Source organism: Pelagerythrobacter marinus (genome assembly GCF_009827515.1).
Taxonomy (GTDB): domain Bacteria; phylum Pseudomonadota; class Alphaproteobacteria; order Sphingomonadales; family Sphingomonadaceae; genus Pelagerythrobacter; species Pelagerythrobacter marinus.
In genome coordinates this window covers 417093-437521 of sequence record NZ_WTYO01000002.1, presented here as the reverse complement: position 1 = coordinate 437521, position 20429 = coordinate 417093, and the positions used below count along the sequence as shown (strand labels likewise).

The following is a 20429-nucleotide window of genomic DNA, read 5'->3' as shown; positions in this document are numbered from 1 at the left end:
AAGGGAGTGCCGACATGACCGAACCGACGCCGGGCCAGGCCCCCGCCGCAAGCCGGGCGACACTCGTTCCCCTCATGCTGGCGGCCTTTACCGGCACGGTGGGGATCATGGCCTTCGTGGCCGTCGCGGGGCCCCTGGCGCACGTCCTGTCGCTCGAGCCATGGCACCTCGGCGTTGCCATGGCGATCGCCGGGGTTGCCTGGATGGTCATGGCGCGCGTGTGGGGCGTGCGCAGCGACCGGGCGGGGCGCCGGCCGGTGCTCCTGCTGGGGCTGGCGGGGTTCTGCCTGTCGTACCTGGCGCTGGCCCTGTTCATCGAGGCGGCGCGTCACTTCGCCCTGCCGGCCGCGGCCACCTTTGCCGGGATCGCCATTGGCCGCGCGGCGATGGGAACGTTTTACGCCGCGGTGCCGGTGGTTGCCGGGGCCGTCGTCGCCGACACCGTCCGGCCGGAAGGGCGGGCGAAGAGCATGGCCGCGATCGGCGCCGCCAGTTCTGCCGGCCTGGTGGTCGGCCCCGGGTTTGCCGGGCTGCTTGCGGGCTGGAGCCTGCAACTGCCGCTCTATGTCACTGCCGCCCTGCCGCTCTTCGCGCTCGCCCTGCTGTGGGTCGCGCTGCCGGCCGAGACGCCCGGGGACGCGCGGCCGCGCCCGGCGCCGCGCCTGTCCGACCCGCGCCTGCGGCCGGCCATGGTTTTCGGTTTCCTCGCCGCTTTCGCCGTTGCCATCGCGCAAGTCGTGGTCGGTTTCTTCGCGATCGACCGGCTGGGGCTGGACCCGGCGGCAGCCGCCGCCGCGGCGGGAACGGCGCTTGCCGTGGTTGGCCTGGCGCTGGTGACGACCCAGACCCTGATGCAGAAGCTCGACTGGTCGCCGCTGCGCCTGGTCGCGACCGGCGCCGCGCTGGCCGCGGCCGGCTTTGCCGCAACCGCCGCCGCGACGACGCCGTTCATGCTCTGGGCCGCCTATGGCTTTGCCGCCGCGGGCATGGGGATGGTCTATCCCGCAGTCCCGGCGCTCGCGGCGAACAGTGTCGATCCCGGCGAACAGGGGGCAGCGGCGGGCTCGGTCGCGATGGCGCAGGGGCTCGGCATCGTGATCGGGCCGCTCGCGGGGACGGCCCTCTACGCACTGTTCCCCGCCGCCCCCTATCTCGCGAGCGCGCTTGCGCTGGGCGGCGGCGCGCTTGCGGCCCTGCGGCTCGCGCTGCGCCGCGCCTGAGCGCCTCCGCCCCCGCCCGCGCGACGGGCGGGGGCGGAGGCATTCTGGCCGTAATCAGAACCGCAGGTTGGTCTGGACGAAGAACGCGCGGCCCGGCTCGTTGTAGTTGTTGGCGCCTGCGCCGTTGTTGGAACTGGCGCGATAGAGCCGCTCGTCGAACAGGTTGTTCACGCCGAGGCTGAAGCGCAGGCGCTCGGCCGCCTGGAAGATCATGTTCAGCGACACGAGATTGTAGGGATCGCGCGGCTGCAACTGTTCCTCGCTCGGCTCGTCCCCGCTGTAGAGGACCGCGTTGGGCACCTGCTTGCCATAGCGGGTGAAGGTGGCGATCAGCTTGACCGCGTCGTTCAGCTCCCAGTCGAGCGTCGAGTTGATCGTGTACTCGGGGATCACCGACAGCAGGCGCCCCGTCTCGCGATCCTCGTTGCGGATCATGTAGGTGACGTTGGTGCTGAGGACGAGGTTGCGCGCGAAGGGGACCAGGACATTGCCCTCGATCCCTTCCACGATCGCCTCGCCGGTATTGTACCACTGGAAGATGCGGGCCGGCTGGCCGTTGTACGGGGCGGTCCCGACCGGTTCGTTGTTGGCGATGATCTTCTGGTCGTAGTCGTTGCGGAAATAGGTCGCGCTGACATTCCAGCCGTTCGGGCGGAAGGCGATCCCGATTTCCTTGTTCACGCTGGTTTCCGGCTCGAGGTCCGCGTTCCCCTGGACGAAACAGCCCCCGCCGAGGCTGGGGAAGGCATTGGGGCATCCCCGGCCGCGCGTGTAGTAGAGGTAGTTCGGGTTCGACTGGTAAAGGTTGGGCGCCTTGAAGGCCCGCGCAATGCCACCCTTGATCACCACGCTGGGCGTGACCTGGTAGGAAACGCCAAGGCTGGGCGACCAGTTGCTGCCGAACGTGCTGTGCCGATCGAACCGGATCGCCGGCGTCATCGTGACCGGGCCCCAGACCATGTTGCTTTCGACATAGGTCGCGTAAGTGCTGGCATCGCTCTGCGTGTCGCGCATCTGCGGGTTGTCGATACCGGGCAGGTCGATACCCGCGCTGTTCGACACGGCGTAGGGATCGTCGAGATATTCGTACCTGTACTCGATCCCGGTCGTCACCACGTGCTGCACCGCGCCGGTCGCGAAGGGCACGTCCAGCGTCGCCTGGGCATACCAGTTGCGCAGGGTCGCGGTCGAAAACTCCGTGGTGGTGTTGATGGTCCCCTCGCCGCCGCCGGCCAGCCCCTCGTTGAGGCGGCGGTTATGCGTCTCCTCGTACTGCACCAGTGCCTCCAGCTCGCCGAAGCCGTACCTGCCGCGATAGCCGGCGCTGCCGGTATAGCGCTTGAGGACATTGGTTTCCTCGCCGATCAGGGCGGCGGTGTTCGGGCTGGCGGCGCCGCCGCTCAGCCGGTATTCGCCGGCGTACTCGTTGCCCTGGCGGCTGAAACCTCCTTCGAGGTCGAACCGGTGGACGTCGCCCGGCTCCCAGCGAAGGAGGGCGCTCAGGTCCTTGTTCTCGACTCCTTCGCGGCCCCCGGGCGGGACCAGGCCGTCCTCGACGTCGGCGGCCTCGGCATTAAGGAGGGGATCGTCCCCGCCCGTCTTGCTGTAATTGCCGTAGAGGCGGAAGCCGAGGCTGCCGGCGACCGGGCCGGCGAGCGAGAAGTTCACCCGCCTGGTATCGCTTTCGCGCGTGTCCTCGGGCACGAGCACGTAGCCGGTGAGAGAGCCGCGAAATTCGTCCGCCGGGCTCTTGGTGACGATGTTGATCACGCCGCCCGCTGCGCCGGAGCCGTACCGGGCCGCGGCGGGGCCGCGCAGGATCTCGATCCGCTCGACCTCTTCGGCCGGCACCCAGTTGGTGTCGCCGCGCGAGTTGCGCTCCCCGTCGCGGCCCATGCGAACCGAATTGCGGGAAGCGACGGGCTTCCCGTCCACCAGGATCAGGGTGTTTTCCGGCCCCATCCCGCGAATGTCGATCTGCCGGTTGTTGCCGTAGGTCCCGGCGGAGCCTGCGCCGGTGAGGTTGATCCCGGGCTGGCGGCGGATGATGTCGGCGAGATCGTTGACCGGGGGAAGCTCGGCCAGCATCTCGGAGGTGATCGTGGTGGAGCCGAGCGCCTGGATCGCCTGCCGCTCTGCGGTCACGACGATCTGTTCGTCACCGCTTTCCGCCTTCGCGGCCGGTGCGTCGGGTTGCTGCGCGCCGGCTTCGTCCGCGCCCGATTCCTTCGCCGAGGCCGCGCCGGCCTGCGAAAGCGCCAGCGCCGACGCGCCGCACATTACGATCACTGCTGATTTCATTGTCCCACCTGCTTGTCGAGATTTCCTGATTCGCCGCTATTGCGAAGCATTCGCATGACGCGTTACGCGATGTTGGCGGGAATGCAACCCCGGCGGTGCCGAAAGGAAATCGTATTCGGGTTTGACCTTGCAGAGCGCGAAGCTAAGACGCGGCGCGGATGGACGGAGCCAGCGATCTTCCCCCGCCGCCCCCGCTTGCGCGGCTGATGGACGAGTGCCCGCTCGCGCTTTTTCTCGACTTCGACGGCACGCTGGTGGAAATCGCCGCCACGCCCGGCGGCATCGCGGTGCCCCGGCGGCTGGCGGATAGCCTGCAGATGCTGGGGCAGCGGCTCGACGGGCGCCTCGCGCTTGTCACCGGCCGCTCGCTCGAAGACCTGGCCGGGCATTGCCCGGTGGACGGGCTCGCCTGCGCCGGATCGCACGGCGCGGCCCGGCGGGCGGCGGACGGGCGCGAACTGGGCGAAGCGGCCCGGACCTTGCCGCAGGCGGCGTTCGACGCCCTGCACCGCGGGGCGCACGAACTCGGCCTCGCGCTCGAGACCAAGACGCACGGCGCGGCGCTGCACTTCCGGTCGGCGCCTGCCAAGGGCGAGCAGGCCCTCGCTTTCGCGCGGGAGGTCGCGGGCGATCACGATCTGGCGGTGAAGCGGGGCAAGGGCGTCGTCGAGTTGACCCAGCCCGGGGCTGACAAGGGCGGGGCCGTGCGCGAATTCCTCCGCCATCGGCCCTTTGCCGGATCGCTGCCGGTCTTCATCGGCGACGATGTCACCGACGAAGATGGCATGGCGGCTTGCGCCGAGGCGGGCGGCTTCGGCATCATCGTCGGCGACCGCACCCCCACGGCGGCCCGGTACAGGCTGCCCGACGTTCCCTCCGTCTACGATTGGCTGGATCTTTGACTGCGAACCAACAGACCTCGCTCGAGCTTTGGCCTGTCGGCAACTGCCAGGTCAGCGGGCTGATCGACCGGCGCGGCGCGCTCGTCTGGGGATGCGTGCCGCGGGTCGATGGCGACCCGATCTTCTGTTCGCTGATGAACGACGATCGCCGCGACGTCGGCGAATGGCGCTTCGAGCTCGAAGGGCAGGTTTCGGCCACCCAGCATTACGAACGCAATACCCCGATCCTGGTGACCCGGCTGGAGGCCGAGGATGGGAGCGCGGTCGAGATCCGCGACTTCTGCCCCCGTTTCGAGCGGTCGGGCCGCATGTACCGCCCGGTCGCCTGGGTCCGCATCGTGCGCCCCCTGGCCGGGGCCCCGCGGATGAGGGTCGTCCTGCGGCCGATGCGCGGATATGGCGCGCAAGTGGCCGAGACCACCAATGGCACCAATCACGTGCGCTACCTCGTCAGCCCGCAGGCCATACGGTTGAGCACCGACGCCCCGATCGGGCACGTCCTGTCGGGCCGGGTCTTCAGGGTCGAAAGCGACCAGCATTTCTTCCTCGGCCCGGACGAGCCGTTTTCCGGCAACTTGCGCGCCCAGCTTCGCCAGATGGAGGAACAGACGCGCAAGTACTGGACCCTGTGGGTCCGCGGGCTGCACATCCCGCTGGAATGGCAGGACGACGTGATCCGCTGCGCGATCGCGCTCAAGCTCTGCCAGCACGAGGAAACGGGCGCGATAGTCGCCGCGCTGACCACCTCGATCCCCGAGGCGCCGCATAGCGAGCGCAACTGGGATTACCGGTTCTGCTGGATCCGCGATTCCTATTTCACCGTCCAGGCCCTGAACCGGATCGGCGCGCTCGACGTTCTCGAGAAATACCTGGCCTACCTGCGCAACATCATCGATTCGGCTCGCGGCGGGCAGATCCAGCCGCTCTATTCGGTCATGGGCGACAGCGAGCTGGACGAAACCACCGCCGCGCACCTCGCCGGCTATCGCGGGCAGGGCCCGGTCCGCGTGGGCAATGCCGCCTATTTCCAGGTTCAGCACGACTGTTACGGCCAGATCGTCATGCCGACCGCGCAGGCGTTCTTCGACCGCCGCCTTCTGCGCATGGCGGACGACCGCGATTTCGCCAGCCTCGAGAAAGTGGGCGAGATGGCGTGGAAGATGCACGACCAGCCCGACGCCGGCCTGTGGGAATTTCGCACCCGGCAGGAAGTGCACACCTATTCCGCGGTCATGTGCTGGGCCGCCTGCGACCGGCTCGCCAATGTCGCCGCGCATCTCGGCAAGGACGATCGCCACGCGCTGTGGCGCGAGCGGGCCCAGGCGATCCGCGAGAAGATCGAGCGCGAGGCGTGGGTCGACGACGGCGGCGACGGCCACTTCGGCGCCAGCTTCGAAAGCGACTACCTCGACGCCAGCCTGCTGCAGATGGTCGAACTGCGCTTCCTGCAACCGGACGACCCGCGTTTCCAGAGCACTTTCGCCGCGGTCGAGAAGGCCTTGCGTCGCGGCGAACACATGCTGCGATATGACAGCGAAGACGATTTCGGCCTGCCCGAAACCGCTTTCAACGTCTGCACCTTCTGGCTGATCGAGGCGCTGCACATGGCCGGCCGCGACGAGGAGGCCCGGGTGCTGTTCGACACGATGCTGAGCCATCGCACGGCCTCGGGAATGCTGTCGGAAGACATCGATTTCGAAAGCGGCGAATTGTGGGGGAACTTCCCCCAGACCTACTCGCTTGTAGGGATAATCAACTGCGCCGGCCTGTTGTCCAAACCGTGGAGCGAAGTCCGATAAGCCGTCTGATCGTCATCTCGAATCGCGTTGCCGTCCCCAAGGCGCGCGGCGCTGCCGGTGCCCAGGGCGGGCTGGCCGGCGCACTCAATGCCGCGCTCAAGAAGCACGGAGGTATCTGGTTCGGCTGGTCCGGCCAGGAGTGCGAGGAGTTCACCGGCAATATCAACCTGCAGCGGCACGAAGGGGTGACGACCGCGACCGTCGATCTCGGCCACCAGGATATCGAGGAATACTACAACGGCTACGCCAATTCGACGCTGTGGCCGCTGTTCCACTTCCGCCTCGACCTGACGCAGTACGAGCGCGAGACCGGCAAGGGCTACGAGCGCGTGAACGAGCGGTTCGCGGAAAGCGTCGCGCCGCTGGTCGATCGCGACGACCTCGTCTGGGTGCACGACTATCACCTGCTTCCGCTGGGCGCGCGGCTGCGCGAACGGGGCCTGACGAACCGCATGGGCTTCTTCCTGCATACGCCCTGGCCGCCCACGCGCCTGTTCGTGTCGCTACCCTATCACGAGCGGCTGGTGCGCACGATGCTGGAATACGACCTGATCGGGTTCCAGACCGACGAGTGGCTGGAAAGCTTCTGCCACTACTGCCGCAAGGAACTGGGCGCCGAAGTTGACGAGGAAACCGGCCGGATCGCCTTTGACGGGCGGGTCACCCACGCGAAAGCCTATCCGATCGGGATCGATTACGAGCACCTGATGGAGCAGGCCGACAGCGGCGAGGCACGGCAGGCAGGGCAGCGGCTGCTGTCGAGCACGCGGCGGCGGACCGCGATGATCGGGGTCGATCGGCTCGACTATTCGAAGGGGCTGCCCGAACGGCTCGACGGCATCAGCCGTTTCTTCGATCACCACCCGCAGCGGGTGCGCGACGTGGTTTTCATCCAGATCGCGCCGCCCAGTCGCGAGGATGTCGAATCCTACCAGCGCATCCGCGCCACGCTGGAACAGAAGGCGGGGCAGATCAACGGGGCCCGGTCCGAAGTCGACCTGGTGCCGATCCGTTACGTCAACAAGGGCCATTCGCTGGCCGAACTCTGCGGGTTCTACCGCGCGGCGAAGATCGGGCTCGTCACCCCGCTGCGCGACGGCATGAACCTGGTGGCCAAGGAATACGTCGCCGCGCAGGACCCGGAAGATCCCGGCGTCCTGATCCTCTCGCGTTTCGCCGGGGCGGCGCGCCAGCTGACCGACGCCGTCCTGGTCAACCCGCACAGTCCCGACGATGTCGCGCAGGCCATCCAGATGGCGCTCGACATGCCGCTGGAGGAGCGCAAGGCGCGCTGGGAGGCGATGATCGAGACGGTGCGCGAAGATAACGTCCAGCGTTGGACCGAGCTGTTTACCGGCGACCTTGCGGCGATCGGCCAGGACGACTGAAGCCCGGCCGCCCTGCGCCCGCCGGCCGGCGCTTGTGCCGCCGCCGGGGCCATGGCAGGCAGGCGCCATGGAGCATGATCGCGTCGTCGCCCTCGAGGGTGTTCACAATTTCCGGGATTACGGCGGCTATCCGGCGGCCGGCGGTACGCGCGTCAAGCGCGGGCTGCTGTTCCGATCGGGCCAGCACGTCGGCGCGACCGACGCCGATCTCGCCATCATCGACCGGCTCGCCCTTCGCCACGTGATCGATTTTCGCGGCGCGAGCGAGCGCAGCACATATCCCTGCCGCCGCGGCGAGCGCTTCTGCGGGGAAGTGATCGCCTTCGATGGCGAAACCGCCAATCTCGCCCCCCATGTGGAAGCAGCCGACGGCGTCCTGACCGTGGAAGGGGCGCACCGGGCGATGGAGCGGATCTATCGCAACCTGCCCCGGCGCACGCCCGTCCTGTGGGTCATGCGGCAGTATTTCGCCGCGCTCGCGCGGGGGGAAGGGGCGAGCCTGGTCCATTGCCTGGCGGGCAAGGATCGCACGGGCATGGCGGTCGCCCTGCTGCACCATGCCCTGGGCGTTCACGAGGACGACGCGATGGACGATTTCCTCCTGACCAACAGCGCCGGCAATATCGAGGCGCGAATTGCGGCCGGCGGGGAAACGATCCGGGCCAGGTACGGCGCGATCGACGACGACACGATCCGGGTGCTGATGGGCGTCGACGCGCGGTACCTGCATGTCATGCGCGAAGCTGTGGAGGACGCGCACGGTTCGCTCGACGCCTTCCTCGCCGATGTGCTGGGGGTGGACGCGGCGGCGCGCGAGGCGCTGCGCTTGCATTTGACCGAGGGGTGACCCACTTCCCCGGTCTGCCCTGAACAGATGGAAAGGTTCCGATGGCTACCCACCGCACCAAGATGCTGATCGTAGGTTCCGGCCCGGCGGGGCTGTCCGCGGCGATTTACGGCGCCCGCGCGATGATGGAACCGATCGTGGTGCAGGGGCTGCAGCCCGGCGGTCAGCTGACGATCACCACCGACGTCGAGAACTATCCCGGTTTCAAGGACGTGATCCAGGGGCCGTGGCTGATGCAGGAAATGCAGGCCCAGGCCGAACATGTCGGCACGCGGATGATGTGGGACACGATCGTCTCGGTCGATATCGAGAACGGCCCCCCGTTCCGCGCCGTCGGCGACAGCGGCGACGAGTACATCGGCGATACGCTGGTGATCGCGACCGGCGCCTCGGCCAAGTGGCTCGGCGTTCCTGGCGAACAGGAACTGGGCGGCAAGGGCGTTTCGGCCTGCGCCACCTGCGACGGGTTCTTCTATCGCGGCAAGAAAGTGGCCGTGATCGGCGGCGGAAACACCGCGGTGGAAGAGGCGCTCTATCTCACCAACCACTCCGACGACGTGACGCTGATCCACCGCCGCGACGAATTGCGGGCGGAGAAGATCCTGCAGGAACGCCTGTTCAAGTCGGACAAGATCTCGACCATGTGGAACAAGACCGTCGAGCGGTTCGAGGGCGATCCGGCCGGCGGCGGGCTGACCCATCTCGTGCTTCGCGACACCGTCACGGGGGAGACATCCAACCTCGAGGTGGACGGGGCCTTCGTCGCGATCGGCCACGCGCCGGCGACCGAGCTGTTCAAGGGCAAGCTGGCGATGGACGAGAGCGGTTACCTGCTGGTCGAACCCGGCACGCCGAAGACCGCGGTGCCGGGCGTGTTCGCCTGCGGCGACGTGATGGACCACACCTATCGCCAGGCGGTGACCGCCGCGGGCACCGGGTGCATGGCCGCGCTCGACGCCGAGCGTTTCCTGGCGACGCTGGAATTCGCGAAGGAAGAGGCCGAAGCCGCGGAGTAACCGGCCGGCCGGCCGGCGCGCCGCGGCCCGGCAGCCGGTCAGCCGATTTCGAAGATCGTCACCGCCGCGTTCACGATCAGCGCGATCAGCGCGATGCTCGACAGCGCGAAGAGCACGAAGCGGACCATGACCTTGTTCGCCGTCGCCTGCACCAGCGAGTGGGTCACCCGCAGGCCGACGTAGATCCAGGCGATCAGCGCGTTCATGCCGTCGCCCTGTCCGACCAGGGCCAGCGCCAGGCCGACGGCGTAGAACACCGTAGGCGCTTCGTGCAGGTGGTTGTAATTGTGGGCCTTCCACTGGACGCGGTCGGGCACGACGCCGTCGAGGTCCTTGCCCGTCCCGCCGGTCAGGTCGCTGGTGTCGATATTGGCCCGGCTCATCGCCGGAATCCGCGTCACGTACATCCACAGCCACATGACCATGGTCCATGCCATGAGCGCGACGAGGGGCTGGAGAATGGTCATCCCGATCATCAGTCTACTCCGATTTCAATAATTCAGCGCCAGCGCGAGGGCGCGTACCGCCAGCACGATCAGGCAGGCAGTGGACAAGAGGAAAAGCAGGAACCGCACGGAGACCTTGTTGACCGTCGCCTGCCAGATCGAGTGGATGACCCGGATCGCGACGTAGGCCCAGGCGAACAGGACATCGTGCGCCTGCGGCCCCAGGATCGCGAGGATCGCGATCACGGCGTAGAACAGGGTCGGCTGTTCGTGCAGATGGGTGTAATTGTGCGATTTCCAGTTGATCCGGTCGTCGATCACCCCTTCCAGATCCTGCCCGCGGCCCCCGGCCTTTGCCTTGCCGAGGCCGCCCAGCTTCCTGAGCGCCGGCATGCGGGTCATCGCCATCCAGAACAGCATGACGAGCGTCCAGACCACCAGTGCGGCGGCGGGCGCCAGTATTTGTGCCTGCATCGATTTCCCTCCCCGGCGAATTGCGGCGGAGATTGCGTCGGGCGCGGGCCCTTGTCAAACTTGGAGGCGCCAAACGGCAGGCGCCAAACGTCGAGGCCTCGAACCCGGAGGGGGCGAACCTAGAGGCGCGAGAGCGTGGCGTGCTGCCAGTAGCCGTAGCGCCCGCGCCGGTGGCGAACAGCGAGGGCGCGCTCCGCCGCGATTCGCTCTGCCACCGGGGCCAGGTCGGCTCGCGGTGCGACGTGGAACCGCGCGAGCCAGGCCCTGAGGGCACCGGCAATTGGGCCGGGGAGGCCGCCGAGATCGCCGAAATCGACGACGTGCAGCGATCCGAACGGCGCGAGCAGGCCGGCGGCGTGTTCCAGCGCCCGTTGCCAGTCCGGGATCATCGAGAGCGAGTACGACAGGATCACCCGGTCGAACTGCGCGCGGCCGAGCGCCTCCTGCGGGTCGAAGCCGCAGGCATCGGCGGCGGCGAGCACCGCGCCGTCGCCCAGCGTCCGTTCGGCCGAACGCAGCATCTCGCGCGAGATGTCGATCCCGTGGCGCTCGGTGCCCGGCCATGCCCGCGCCACTTTCGCCAGGTTGCGCCCCGTGCCGCAGGCGATCTCCAGCACCGTGTCGCCCGGGCGACAATCGAGGCCGGCGATCAGCTCGTCGCGGCCGAGCAGGTAGTACTTGCGCGTCAGGTCGTAGATGTGCCGTTGCCCGCCATAGACCCGGTCCATCAGCGCGGCGTGGTCGGAACCTGCCACGGGGCCGGTGCCGCCCCGCATCAGGCCAGCTCGTAGAGGTGGACGCCGCCGTAGATCGAGGACCGGTCGCGCGCGGTGAGGTCGGCGGACAGCGCCTCGCGATAGGTCCAGCGATCGAGCAGGTCCGGCGCGAGGCGTCCCGGCAGCAGGCTCGGCTCGGCGGCCGTGCGGAACAGCACGCGCGCGCCCGGCCGCGCGGTGCGCGTGATCTGGGCCCAGAGAGCGTTGAGCTGCGCGTCGTCCATCCAGTCCTGCGCATCGAGTAGGAGATAGCGATCGTGGCTGGTCGCGTCGGCCTGTCCCAGGTGGTGCTCCAAGTTCGCGTTGCGCACGTCCAGCCGGCCGATCCGTTCGCGCATCGCCGTCCAGTTGGCCCGCTGCAGGTAGGGGGGAAGGGCGGCTTCCGGTCGGCGATCGTAAGCCCGGCCGAAAGCCTGCCAGGCGAAGTAGTTGTCCGCCACGGCGAAGCCGCAGGCCAGCTTCTCCAGCCGCCGGCGCAGGACCGCGGCCATGCGTTCGCCGCCTGCCAGCGCCGCGTATTGCGCGGGCGGAATGCCGAGGCCGAAGAGCGAGGCCGGGTGATCGGTGAGCCAGCGGACGAAGCGGCGATCGAAGACCGAGGCCAGTTCGCGCTCGAACACCGCGCGCTGTTCCTCCAGCGTCTCGGCGGCGAGCACGCGCGAAAGGTCGATCCGGTAGAGCCGGGCGAGCAGGTGCGCGACGCCGATGAAGCCGCCGAGCAGGCCCTGGCGGTAGATGCCGCGGGTGAAGTGGCCGATCCGCCGCCGGCCGGTGGCATCGCGGCTTTCCCAGTAGCGCCGGCTTTCCGGGTCGAGGTTGGGCGCGATCAGGCTGTCGTAGACCTCGCGGTTCTCGTGGTGGTCCGCCTCGGCGACGAAGCGGCGGAAGCGCTCGTAGGTCGGCAGGTGGCGGATCGCCGCCGCCTTCAGCCGGCCGAGCGCGACGTGGGCGCGATTGAGGTCCACCGCGACAACCGCAGCCGGGTCCGCCACGAGGTAGGACAGGGCGTTGCACCCGCCGCTGGCAATGCAGACGATGCGGCTGTCGCGCTCGATCGCCAGGCCTTCCATGTCCACCACCGGGTCTTCCCATATCTGGGGATAGACCAGCCCCTTGAACGCGAAGGCGAAAGCCCGGTCGAGCAGCTTCTCCCCCGGTCGCGCCGCCTTGCGCACCACCGCATCGTCGATGATGCGCCTTGCCTGAACCGCCATGTCGCCCGCTTCCCGCTGATGAACCTGCCTGGCGGGTAGGGGCCCTGCATGTCCGCCGTGTGACGGTTTGCGCGAAGGGCGGGTTCAGCCGCCGGCCAGCGTCTCGGCGAAGCGCTGCGGGTCGCAGTTGCCGCCGGTCAGCATGACGACGCTGTGGTCGTCCACCGGCACTTTCCCGGCCATGACGGCGGCGAGCGCGGCGGCCCCGCCGGGTTCGACCACCAGCCGCAGGCGGGCGAAGGCGAACCGCTGCGCGGCGCGCACTTCCTCGTCGCTGACGGTCACGCCCGGTTCGCTGCGGTCGTGCAGCACGGCCAGGTTGACCGGCGCGCTCGCGGTCGGTTGCAAGGCGTCGCAGATCGTCTTCGGCGCATCGTCGCCGGCGCGCACGATCGCGCCCGCTTCGAGGCTGCGCCCGACCATGTCCCAGCCTTCCGGCTCGACCGGGTGGATGCGCGCCTCGGGGCAGGCGAGGGCGAGCCCGGCGCTCAACCCGCCGCCGCCACAGGGGGCGACGATGCGCGACGGCGTGCGCCCCAGTTGCGCGGCGATCTCGATCCCGGCGCTTCCCTGCCCCTCGATCACCCAGGGATCGGCGAAGGCATGGACCAGAACCGCGCCGCGCCGCTCCACCTCGCGCGCGGCGACTTCGTCGCGATCCTCGCCCGGCCGTTCGTACAACACGACCTCCGCCCCCAGCGCCCGCGTCGCCTCCAGCTTCACCGCGGGCGCGTCGCGCGGCATCACGATCGTCGCGGCAATGCCCAGCCGCCGGGCCGCCCAGGCGATCCCCTGCGCGTGGTTCCCGCTCGACACGGCGACCACGCCGCGTGCGCGCTCGGCTTCGTCCATCGCGCTCAGCCGGTGCCACGCGCCGCGGATCTTGAACGCGCCGACCGGCTGCAGCATCTCCGCCTTGGCCCAGATGCGCGTGCCGCCGACTTCGACCGGCAGCAGGGGCGTGGGGGGAAGGATCGCGGCCACGGCCTCCGCCGCGCGCAGCACGCCCGGGCGCCCGGGGGCACGCGCGGGCGCGCGATTCGGGGCGGGGGAGAAGGGGGCAGGAGCCGTCACCGGGCGGCCCCTTGCGTGTTGGACATGGACCGCATGTTACACTGTCCTGGAGTTAAAAAACCGCCCCGTTCGCGGCGCGCGATACCGGCCCGGCGGAAGCGCGGGCGAGCATGGCGGGGAAGGGGGCGCGGGCGGGACATCGGCCGGTCCATGCCCGATCGCGGCCGGGTAGGAAACCGATTTCGGATCGTATTGCGATGGCGGCGCATTCCCCTATGTGGGCAGGCATTATCCACGGGCCCGGCGCGGGCCCTTCGGTCACGAGATTGGAGCAGTTATGTCGAAAGTGCTGGTAATCGGGGCGGGCGGGGTAAGCTCGGTCTGCGTCCACAAGATGGCGATGAATCCCGACATCTTCAGCCAGATCCACCTCGCCAGCCGCACCCGGTCGAAATGCGACGCGATCGCCGAGAGCGTGAAGCAGCGCACCGGGCAGGACGTGGCGACGTACGAGATCGACGCCGAGGAAGTGCCGGCGATGGTCAACCTGATCCGCAAGCTGGAGCCGAGCCTGGTGGTCAACCTGGCCCTGCCCTACCAGGACCTGCCGATCATGGACGCCTGCCTCGAGGCCGGGGTCGATTACCTCGACACTGCCAATTACGAACCGAAGGACGAGGCGAAGTTCGAATACAAGTGGCAGTGGGCCTATCACGACCGGTTCAAGGAGGCCGGGATCATGGCCCTTCTGGGCAGCGGGTTCGATCCCGGGGTCACCAGCGTGTTCGCGATGTGGCTGAAGAAGCACAAGCTGAAGACGATCCGCCAACTCGACATCCTCGATTGCAACGGCGGCGACCACGGCCAGCGTTTCGCGACCAATTTCAACCCGGAAATCAATATCCGCGAAGTGACCGCGCCCGCGCGCCACTGGGAAAACGGCAAGTGGGTCGAGACCCCGGCCATGGCCGAGAAGGTCGAGTTCGAGTTCGAGGGCGTGGGCCCCAAGAACATGTACATGATGTATCACGAGGAGCTGGAAAGCCTCGCCAGGTTCAACCCGGAGCTGGAACGCGCGCGCTTCTGGATGACGTTCGGCGACGAATACATCAAGCACCTGACCGTGCTGCAGAACGTGGGCATGACGCGGATCGACCCGGTCAAGTACCAGGGCAGGGACATCATCCCGCTGCAGTTCCTCGCCGCGGTCCTGCCCAAGCCCGAAACGCTGGGCGAAACGACCAAGGGCAAGACCAATATCGGCGTGATCGCGACCGGCGAGGCGCTCGACGGGTCGGGCGAAAAGACGTTCTACATCAACAATATCTGCGACCACGAGGACGCTTACGAGGAAACCGGCAACCAGGCGGTCAGCTATACCACCGGCGTGCCCGCGATGGTCGGTTCGGCGATGATGCTCCAGGGCGCCTGGCGCGGGGAGGGCGTGTTCAACATGGAACAGTTCGATCCCGATCCCTTCCTCGACATGCTGGGCGACCAGGGCCTGCCGTGGAACGTGAAGGAGCTGGACGGGCCGGTGCCCTTCTAGGCCCGGCGCCTTTCACGCCACCACGCAGACAGCCAAGCAAGCGGAGCCAGACAGCACGATGGAAACAAGGGCCGGCGATCCGGGCGCCTTCGCGCATTTCGACCTCGACCGGGTGGACAGCCCCGCCTTCGTGGTGGACGCGGCGAAGCTGCGCGCCAATCTCCAGGTGCTGGCCGATATCCGCGACGCGGCGGAGATCAAGGTGCTCGCCGCGCTCAAGGCGTTCTCGATGTGGTCGGTCGCGCCGATCGTGGGCGAATACCTCGACGGGGTCTGCACCTCGGGCCTGTGGGAAGCGCGGCTGGCGGGCGAGTTCTACGACGGCGAGATCGCGACCTATTCGGCCGCCTACAAGCCGGAGGAGCTGGAGGAGATCTGCCGCCTTTCCGACCACGTCATCTTCAACACCCCGGCGCAGCTCGAACGCGCGGCGCTGATCCTCGACCACGCGCGCGCCGGGGGGCAGGATTTCGACGTCGGCCTGCGGATCAACCCGCAGGTGCCGACCGGCGAGGTGCCGCGGTACGATCCGTCGTCCCCCGGCTCGCGGCTCGGCTTCCCGATCGACCAGCTCACGCCTGAGATCATGGAGCGGGTGGACGGTATCCACTTCCACAACTTGTGCGAACAGGATTTCGAGCCGCTGGAACGGACGTGGGACAAGGTGTTCGACGCGATCGAGCCGTGGTTCGGCCAGCTCAAGTGGATCAACATGGGCGGCGGGCACCATATCACCCGCGCCGATTACCAGCGCGAGAAGCTGATCGAATTCCTGCGCGACGCGCGCGAGGATACCGGGGCGGAGATCTACCTCGAACCGGGCGAGGCCGTGGCGCTCGACGCGGGCATCCTGGTCGGCACGATCCTCGATTCGCACTGGAACGGGATGGAGCTGGCGACGCTCGACGTTTCGGCCACCTGCCACATGCCCGACGTGATCGAGGCGCCCTATCGCCCGGCCATGCTGGGAGAAGGCGCGGCGGGGGCGGGCGAGCCGGTGCGCCTGGGCGGTCCGTCGTGCCTCGCCGGGGACGTGATCGGCGACTATCGCCTGCCGGTGCCGTGCGAGCCGGGCCGGCGAATCGCCTTCCTCGACCAGGCGCATTACTCGATGGTGAAAACCAACACCTTCAACGGGGTTCAGCTGCCGTCCATCTGGCTCTGGGACAGTGAGACCGACGCCCTCGAACAAGTGCGGAGCTTCGGCTACGAGGACTTTCGCGACCGGTTGAGCTGACCGGGCCCGTTTGGGGGAAACCGCCGGCGCCCGGCCGGCCCACGGCCCGCCCGTCGGGGCGCCGATCCTGAAGAAGAAGGGGGGAATACCATGCGTAAACTGTTTTCATTCACCGCCGCCGCGGCCATGGCCGCGGGCGCGCTGGGCGCCGCCGCACCTGCCGCGGCCCAGGACTATTCCGCCACGCGCGTGGTCAAGGCGGTGGACGTCGATGACCTGAAGGCCGTGGTCGGCCAACTCGGCCACACGGTGGCGCAGGAAGGCAACTACGGCCCGGTCAGCGTCGCTGCCCAGACGGAGAGCGGGACCAATTACCTTCTGATCGGCACCGCCTGCAACGTGGGCGATGTGGCCGGGTGCCAGGGGGTGATGGTACAGATCCGCTTCGACGCCGATGCCAGCATCGCCGACGAACGCCTGCTGCGGGCCAACCTGGCCCAGGCCGCGGTCAACACCTGGCGCGACCAGAGCGGGACGATCGGCGTGACCCGCTATGTCGTGCTCGACCACGGGATCACGATGGCGAACCTGCGCGCGAACGTGCTGGTTCTGCTGGGCCTGGCGCCCAGCGTGGTCCAGACCCTTATCGGCGAGTGACACGGCAGCGGGCGCGCGGCACGAACCGTCCTGCCGCGCGCCCGTTTCGTCCGACCGGAACTTGCATCGCGAGGCGTGAGTTTTCACTTGCGGTTCACGCTGCGAGGCTTATAGGCGCACCCCGCTGCCCCAAGGGGACTTCCTGACCGCAAGGCAGCCTCGTTCGAACTTAACCGTTTGGGGGTCCCTTGAGTTGCACATCCATCCTGACGCCCGGTCTGTAGTTCGCGCACTTGCGCCGGACGAACCGGTTATCCTCAATCGCCCGCATGCCGCGGAGCGCGCCGCGCGTTTCTTCGTCGAGAAGTTTCCCGGCAAGTCGCTCTACGCGGTGAAGGCCAATCCTTCGCCCGACCTGCTCAAGGTCCTCTGGGCGGGCGGGATCACGCATTACGACGTGGCCTCGATCGCGGAAGTGCGCCTGGTGCGCGCGGCCCTGCCGCAGGCGACGCTGTGCTTCATGCACCCGGTGAAGACGCCGCGCGCCATTCGCGAGGCCTACTTCGAACACGGGGTGAAGACCTTCAGCCTCGACACGATTGAGGAACTGGAGAAGATCGTCGCCGCCTGCACCGACGATGCCGGCCGCCCGGCGAAGGACCTGCGCCTGCTCGTGCGGCTGCGGGTCAGCTCCGACTATTCGGAATTGAGCCTGGCGTCGAAGTTCGGCGTGGACCTCGCCGATGCCGCGCCGCTGCTGCAGGCGACGCGCCAGCACTGCGACTGGCTGGGCCTGTGTTTCCACGTCGGCAGCCAGGCGATGACGCCCTTCGCCTATGTCCAGGCGCTGGAACGCGTGCGCGTGGCCGTGGCCGAGGCGAGCGTGGTGATCGACGTGGTCGACGTGGGGGGCGGGTTCCCCTCGCTCTACCCCGACATGGAGCCGCCGCCGCTGGAGGACTATTTCGAGGTCATCCACCGCCACTTCGAGAACCTGCCGATCGCCTATAACGCGGAGCTGTGGTGCGAGCCGGGCCGCGCGCTCTGCGCCGAATACTCGTCGGTCGTCGTGCGGGTGGAGAAGCGCCGGGGGGACGAGCTCTATATCAACGACGGCGCCTATGGCGCGCTGTTCGACGCGGCGCATGTCGACTGGCGGTTCCCGGTCGCGGCGCTGGCCGAGGATTTGCGCGATCCGGTGCAGGATTTCGCGTTCTACGGGCCGACCTGCGACGATGCCGACTACATGAAGGGGCCGTTCGCGCTGCCGGGCGACATCCAGGCGGGCGACTATATCGAGATCGGCATGATCGGCGCCTATGGCGCGGCGATGAAGACCGGGTTCAACGGGTTCGGCAATGCCGAGCAGATCGTCGTGTCGGACGAGCCGATGGCGAGCCTCTATCGCGGCGACCGCGTGATCCCGACCAGCGACAACGTCGTCAGCCTGCGCTGACGCAACCGCGCGGCGGAGGCTGGCGGCGGAGGCTGACGACGGGGGCTGGCGACGGGGGGCATGCGGCGGGGGCGTGCGTGTCCCCGCCTCACGGCCCGGTTCAGACCGCTTCGAAGGCGTAGCCGGCCGAACGCACCGTGCGGATCGGGTCGGGCGCGTTCGGCAGTTCCAGCGCCTTGCGCAGGCGGCGGATATGCACGTCCACCGTGCGCAACTCGATATCGCTGCCGGTGCCCCAGACCCCGTCGAGCAGCTGGTTGCGGCTGAACACCCGGCCCGGGCTTTCCATGAAGAACTTGAGCAGGCGGTATTCGGTCGGGCCCATCTGCAGGTTCTGGCCGCGGCGGATGACCTTGTGCGCCACGGGGTCGAGCTTGATGTCGCCGACCTCGATCGTCTCGCCGGCGAGCGCGGGGCGGATGCGGCGCAGCACGGCCGCGACGCGGGCCAGCAGCTCGCGCGGGGAGAATGGCTTGGTTACGTAGTCGTCAGCACCGGTTTCGAGCCCGCGGATGCGGTCGTCCTCCGCCTCGCGCGCGGTCAGCATGATGATCGGGACGTGCGCGGTCGCCTTGTCGCGGCGCAGGCGGCGGCAGACCTCGATCCCGCTGGTCCCTTCCACCATCCAGTCGAGGATGACGAGGTCGGGCACTTCCTCCGCCGCGAGGACGAGGGCCTCGTCCCCGTCGGCGGTCGCGCGCACGCGATAGCCTTCGTTGGCGAAACGATACTCGAGAAGTTCCGAGAGCGCGGGGTCGTCTTCGACGAGGAGGAGCGTTGCGGTGGTCATGACCAAATCAAGACACCGCTATTATTTCACTTTGACGACAGGAATGTCACAAATCGTCGTCGACCGGGTAAGTCCCGGTCGCGGCGAAGTGGACCATCTCGGCCACGTTGGTCGCGTGGTCGCCGATCCGCTCGATGTTCCGCGCCACGAACAGCAGTTGCGCGGCGGTCGAGATCGTCGAAGGATTTTCTACCATGTGGCTGACGAGATTACGGAAAATCGAGTTGTAGAAATTATCGACCTTGCGGTCGGCCGCGATCACCTCGCGCGCGAGGGCGGCATCGCGCGCGCCATAGGCGGTCAGCACGTCGTGCACCATTTCGGCCGCGAGCTCGCCCATCGCCGGCAGCAGGGTCAGCGGTTCGAACCGCTTGCGGTCCGCGATCTCGCGGCTCGCCTTGGCGATGGCCTTCGAATAGTCGCCGATCCGCTCGACCACGCCGGCGATCTTGAGCGCGGCGATCACTTCGCGCAGGTCGTCCGCCATCGGCGCGCGCAGGGCGATCACCCGCACGGCCAGCTTGTCCACTTCCGATTCGAGCGCGTCGATCTTCTTGTCGCCCTCGATGATCTTCTTCGCGAGCGCGTCGTCGCCCTTGACCAGCGCGTCCATGGCATTCTGCACCGCCACTTCGGCCAGGCCGCCCATCTCGGCGATCAGGCCGCGCAGGCGGGTGATGTCTTCGTCGAATGCCTTGACTGTATGCTCGGTCATCAACCGTACCTGCCCGTGATGTAATCCTTGGTCCGCTCTTCGAGCGGATTGGTGAATATGTCAGATGTCCGGCCGTATTCCACCATCTTTCCGAGGTGGAAGAAGGCCGTGCGCTGCGACACGCGCGCCGCCTGCTGCATCGAGTGGGTGACGATCACGATGGCATAGCGGCCATTGAGCTCGTCGATCAGCTCCTCGATCTTGGCGGTCGCGATCGGGTCGAGCGCGGAACAGGGCTCGTCCATCAGGATGACTTCGGGGTCCACCGCGATCGCGCGGGCGATGCACAGCCGCTGCTGCTGCCCGCCCGAAAGCGCGGTTCCGCTGTCGTCCAGCCTGTCCTTCACCTCGTTCCACAACCCGGCACGCTGGAGAGAAGTCTCGACGATGGCATCGAGTTCCTGCTTCCCTTCGGCCAGGCCGTGAATCCGCGGGCCATAGGCGATGTTCTCGTAGATCGACTTGGGGAACGGGTTCGGTTTCTGGAATACCATGCCCACCCGCGCGCGCAGCTGCACGACGTCCATCTTCGAACGGTAGATGTCGTCGCCGTCGAGCAGGATCTCCCCTTCGACCCGGGCCGAGGGGATCGTGTCGTTCATGCGGTTGAGCGTGCGCAGGAAGGTCGACTTGCCGCAGCCCGAAGGACCGATGAAGGCCGTGACGTACTTGGTCGGGATGTCGATCGAGACATTGTCGATCGCCTGCTTGTCGCCATAGAACACGGAAACGTCCCGCGCGCTCATCT

The 20429-nt window shown here is 68.0% G+C and carries 19 protein-coding genes; 10 read left to right on the top strand and 9 right to left on the bottom strand.

Going from position 1 to position 20429, the window contains the following annotated elements; translation table 11 throughout:
* Nucleotides 1-14: 14 nt before the first annotated feature.
* Complete coding sequence (locus tag GRI72_RS05950; RefSeq protein WP_160733008.1) at nt 15-1220, top strand: MFS transporter; 1206 nt, start codon at nt 15-17, stop codon at nt 1218-1220.
* A 54-nt stretch (nt 1221-1274) separates the two neighbouring features.
* On the opposite strand, the gene GRI72_RS05945 is transcribed toward GRI72_RS05950, so the two are convergent.
* Entirely contained in the window at nt 1275-3521 is a 2247-nt protein-coding gene (locus GRI72_RS05945) for a FepA family TonB-dependent siderophore receptor (protein ID WP_160733007.1), read from the bottom strand.
* Between the two features lie 158 nt (nt 3522-3679).
* Here GRI72_RS05945 and otsB point away from each other — a divergent pair, with 158 nt between their 5' ends.
* The 5 genes from otsB (at nt 3680) to trxB (ending at nt 9473) form a co-directional block, all read left to right on the top strand.
* Nucleotides 3680-4423 (top strand): trehalose-phosphatase, encoded by a 744-nt coding sequence (gene otsB, locus GRI72_RS05940; RefSeq protein WP_160733006.1) that lies wholly within the window; start codon nt 3680-3682, stop codon nt 4421-4423.
* Nucleotides 4420-6222: a glycoside hydrolase family 15 protein gene (locus GRI72_RS05935; protein WP_160733005.1), complete on the top strand. Its 1803-nt coding sequence runs from the start codon at nt 4420-4422 to the stop codon at nt 6220-6222. Before otsB ends, GRI72_RS05935 begins: the two co-directional genes overlap by 4 nt.
* Nucleotides 6219-7610: an alpha,alpha-trehalose-phosphate synthase (UDP-forming) gene (gene otsA / locus GRI72_RS05930; protein ID WP_160733236.1), complete on the top strand. Its 1392-nt coding sequence runs from the start codon at nt 6219-6221 to the stop codon at nt 7608-7610. The genes GRI72_RS05935 and otsA overlap by 4 nt, the downstream gene beginning before the upstream one ends.
* Nucleotides 7611-7677: 67 nt before the next feature.
* The gene (locus GRI72_RS05925; RefSeq protein ID WP_160733004.1) at nt 7678-8457 is read left to right on the top strand and encodes a tyrosine-protein phosphatase; all 780 of its coding nucleotides are present in this window, start codon (nt 7678-7680) and stop codon (nt 8455-8457) included.
* A gap of 41 nt (nt 8458-8498) precedes the next feature.
* Nucleotides 8499-9473, top strand: a complete 975-nt coding sequence (gene trxB, locus GRI72_RS05920; RefSeq protein ID WP_160733003.1) for a thioredoxin-disulfide reductase — start codon at nt 8499-8501, stop codon at nt 9471-9473.
* Between the two features lie 38 nt (nt 9474-9511).
* Here trxB and GRI72_RS05915 read toward each other — a convergent pair whose 3' ends face one another.
* From GRI72_RS05915 to GRI72_RS05895, 5 genes are all read right to left on the bottom strand, one after another.
* Entirely contained in the window at nt 9512-9949 is a 438-nt protein-coding gene (locus tag GRI72_RS05915; protein ID WP_160733002.1) for an MAPEG family protein, read from the bottom strand.
* 15 nt (nt 9950-9964) lie between these two features.
* Nucleotides 9965-10393, bottom strand: coding sequence for an MAPEG family protein (locus GRI72_RS05910; RefSeq protein WP_160733001.1), 429 nt, complete (start codon nt 10391-10393; stop codon nt 9965-9967).
* Nucleotides 10394-10512: 119 nt separating this feature from the next.
* Nucleotides 10513-11121 carry a class I SAM-dependent methyltransferase gene (locus tag GRI72_RS05905; protein ID WP_160733235.1) on the bottom strand — a complete coding sequence of 203 codons (609 nt, stop codon included), beginning with the start codon at nt 11119-11121 and terminating at the stop codon, nt 10513-10515.
* A 47-nt stretch (nt 11122-11168) separates the two neighbouring features.
* Complete coding sequence (locus tag GRI72_RS05900; protein ID WP_160733000.1) at nt 11169-12383, bottom strand: BtaA family protein; 1215 nt, start codon at nt 12381-12383, stop codon at nt 11169-11171.
* Between the two features lie 84 nt (nt 12384-12467).
* Nucleotides 12468-13457 (bottom strand): pyridoxal-phosphate dependent enzyme, encoded by a 990-nt coding sequence (locus GRI72_RS05895; RefSeq protein WP_160732999.1) that lies wholly within the window; start codon nt 13455-13457, stop codon nt 12468-12470.
* 277 nt (nt 13458-13734) lie between these two features.
* Here GRI72_RS05895 and GRI72_RS05890 point away from each other — a divergent pair, with 277 nt between their 5' ends.
* The 4 genes from GRI72_RS05890 to GRI72_RS05875 all read left to right on the top strand — a co-directional run bounded on the left by GRI72_RS05890 (nt 13735) and on the right by GRI72_RS05875 (nt 18176).
* Nucleotides 13735-14946: a saccharopine dehydrogenase family protein gene (locus tag GRI72_RS05890; RefSeq protein WP_160732998.1), complete on the top strand. Its 1212-nt coding sequence runs from the start codon at nt 13735-13737 to the stop codon at nt 14944-14946.
* 58 nt (nt 14947-15004) lie between these two features.
* Nucleotides 15005-16183 (top strand): carboxynorspermidine decarboxylase, encoded by a 1179-nt coding sequence (locus tag GRI72_RS05885; protein ID WP_160732997.1) that lies wholly within the window; start codon nt 15005-15007, stop codon nt 16181-16183.
* Between the two features lie 90 nt (nt 16184-16273).
* Nucleotides 16274-16780: a YbjN domain-containing protein gene (locus GRI72_RS05880; RefSeq protein ID WP_160732996.1), complete on the top strand. Its 507-nt coding sequence runs from the start codon at nt 16274-16276 to the stop codon at nt 16778-16780.
* Between the two features lie 193 nt (nt 16781-16973).
* Nucleotides 16974-18176: a type III PLP-dependent enzyme domain-containing protein gene (locus tag GRI72_RS05875; RefSeq protein WP_160732995.1), complete on the top strand. Its 1203-nt coding sequence runs from the start codon at nt 16974-16976 to the stop codon at nt 18174-18176.
* A gap of 100 nt (nt 18177-18276) precedes the next feature.
* Here the strand turns inward: GRI72_RS05875 and phoB are convergent, their stop codons facing one another.
* From phoB to pstB, 3 genes are read right to left on the bottom strand one after another with little or no spacing between them, the layout of a single operon-like run.
* Nucleotides 18277-18966, bottom strand: a complete 690-nt coding sequence (phoB, locus tag GRI72_RS05870; protein WP_160732994.1) for a phosphate regulon transcriptional regulator PhoB — start codon at nt 18964-18966, stop codon at nt 18277-18279.
* A 46-nt stretch (nt 18967-19012) separates the two neighbouring features.
* Nucleotides 19013-19681, bottom strand: coding sequence for a phosphate signaling complex protein PhoU (gene phoU, locus GRI72_RS05865; RefSeq protein ID WP_201784030.1), 669 nt, complete (start codon nt 19679-19681; stop codon nt 19013-19015).
* Nucleotides 19681-20427 (bottom strand): phosphate ABC transporter ATP-binding protein PstB, encoded by a 747-nt coding sequence (gene pstB / locus GRI72_RS05860; RefSeq protein WP_237486888.1) that lies wholly within the window; start codon nt 20425-20427, stop codon nt 19681-19683. Before pstB ends, phoU begins: the two co-directional genes overlap by 1 nt.
* Between the last annotated feature and the right edge of the window lie 2 nt (nt 20428-20429).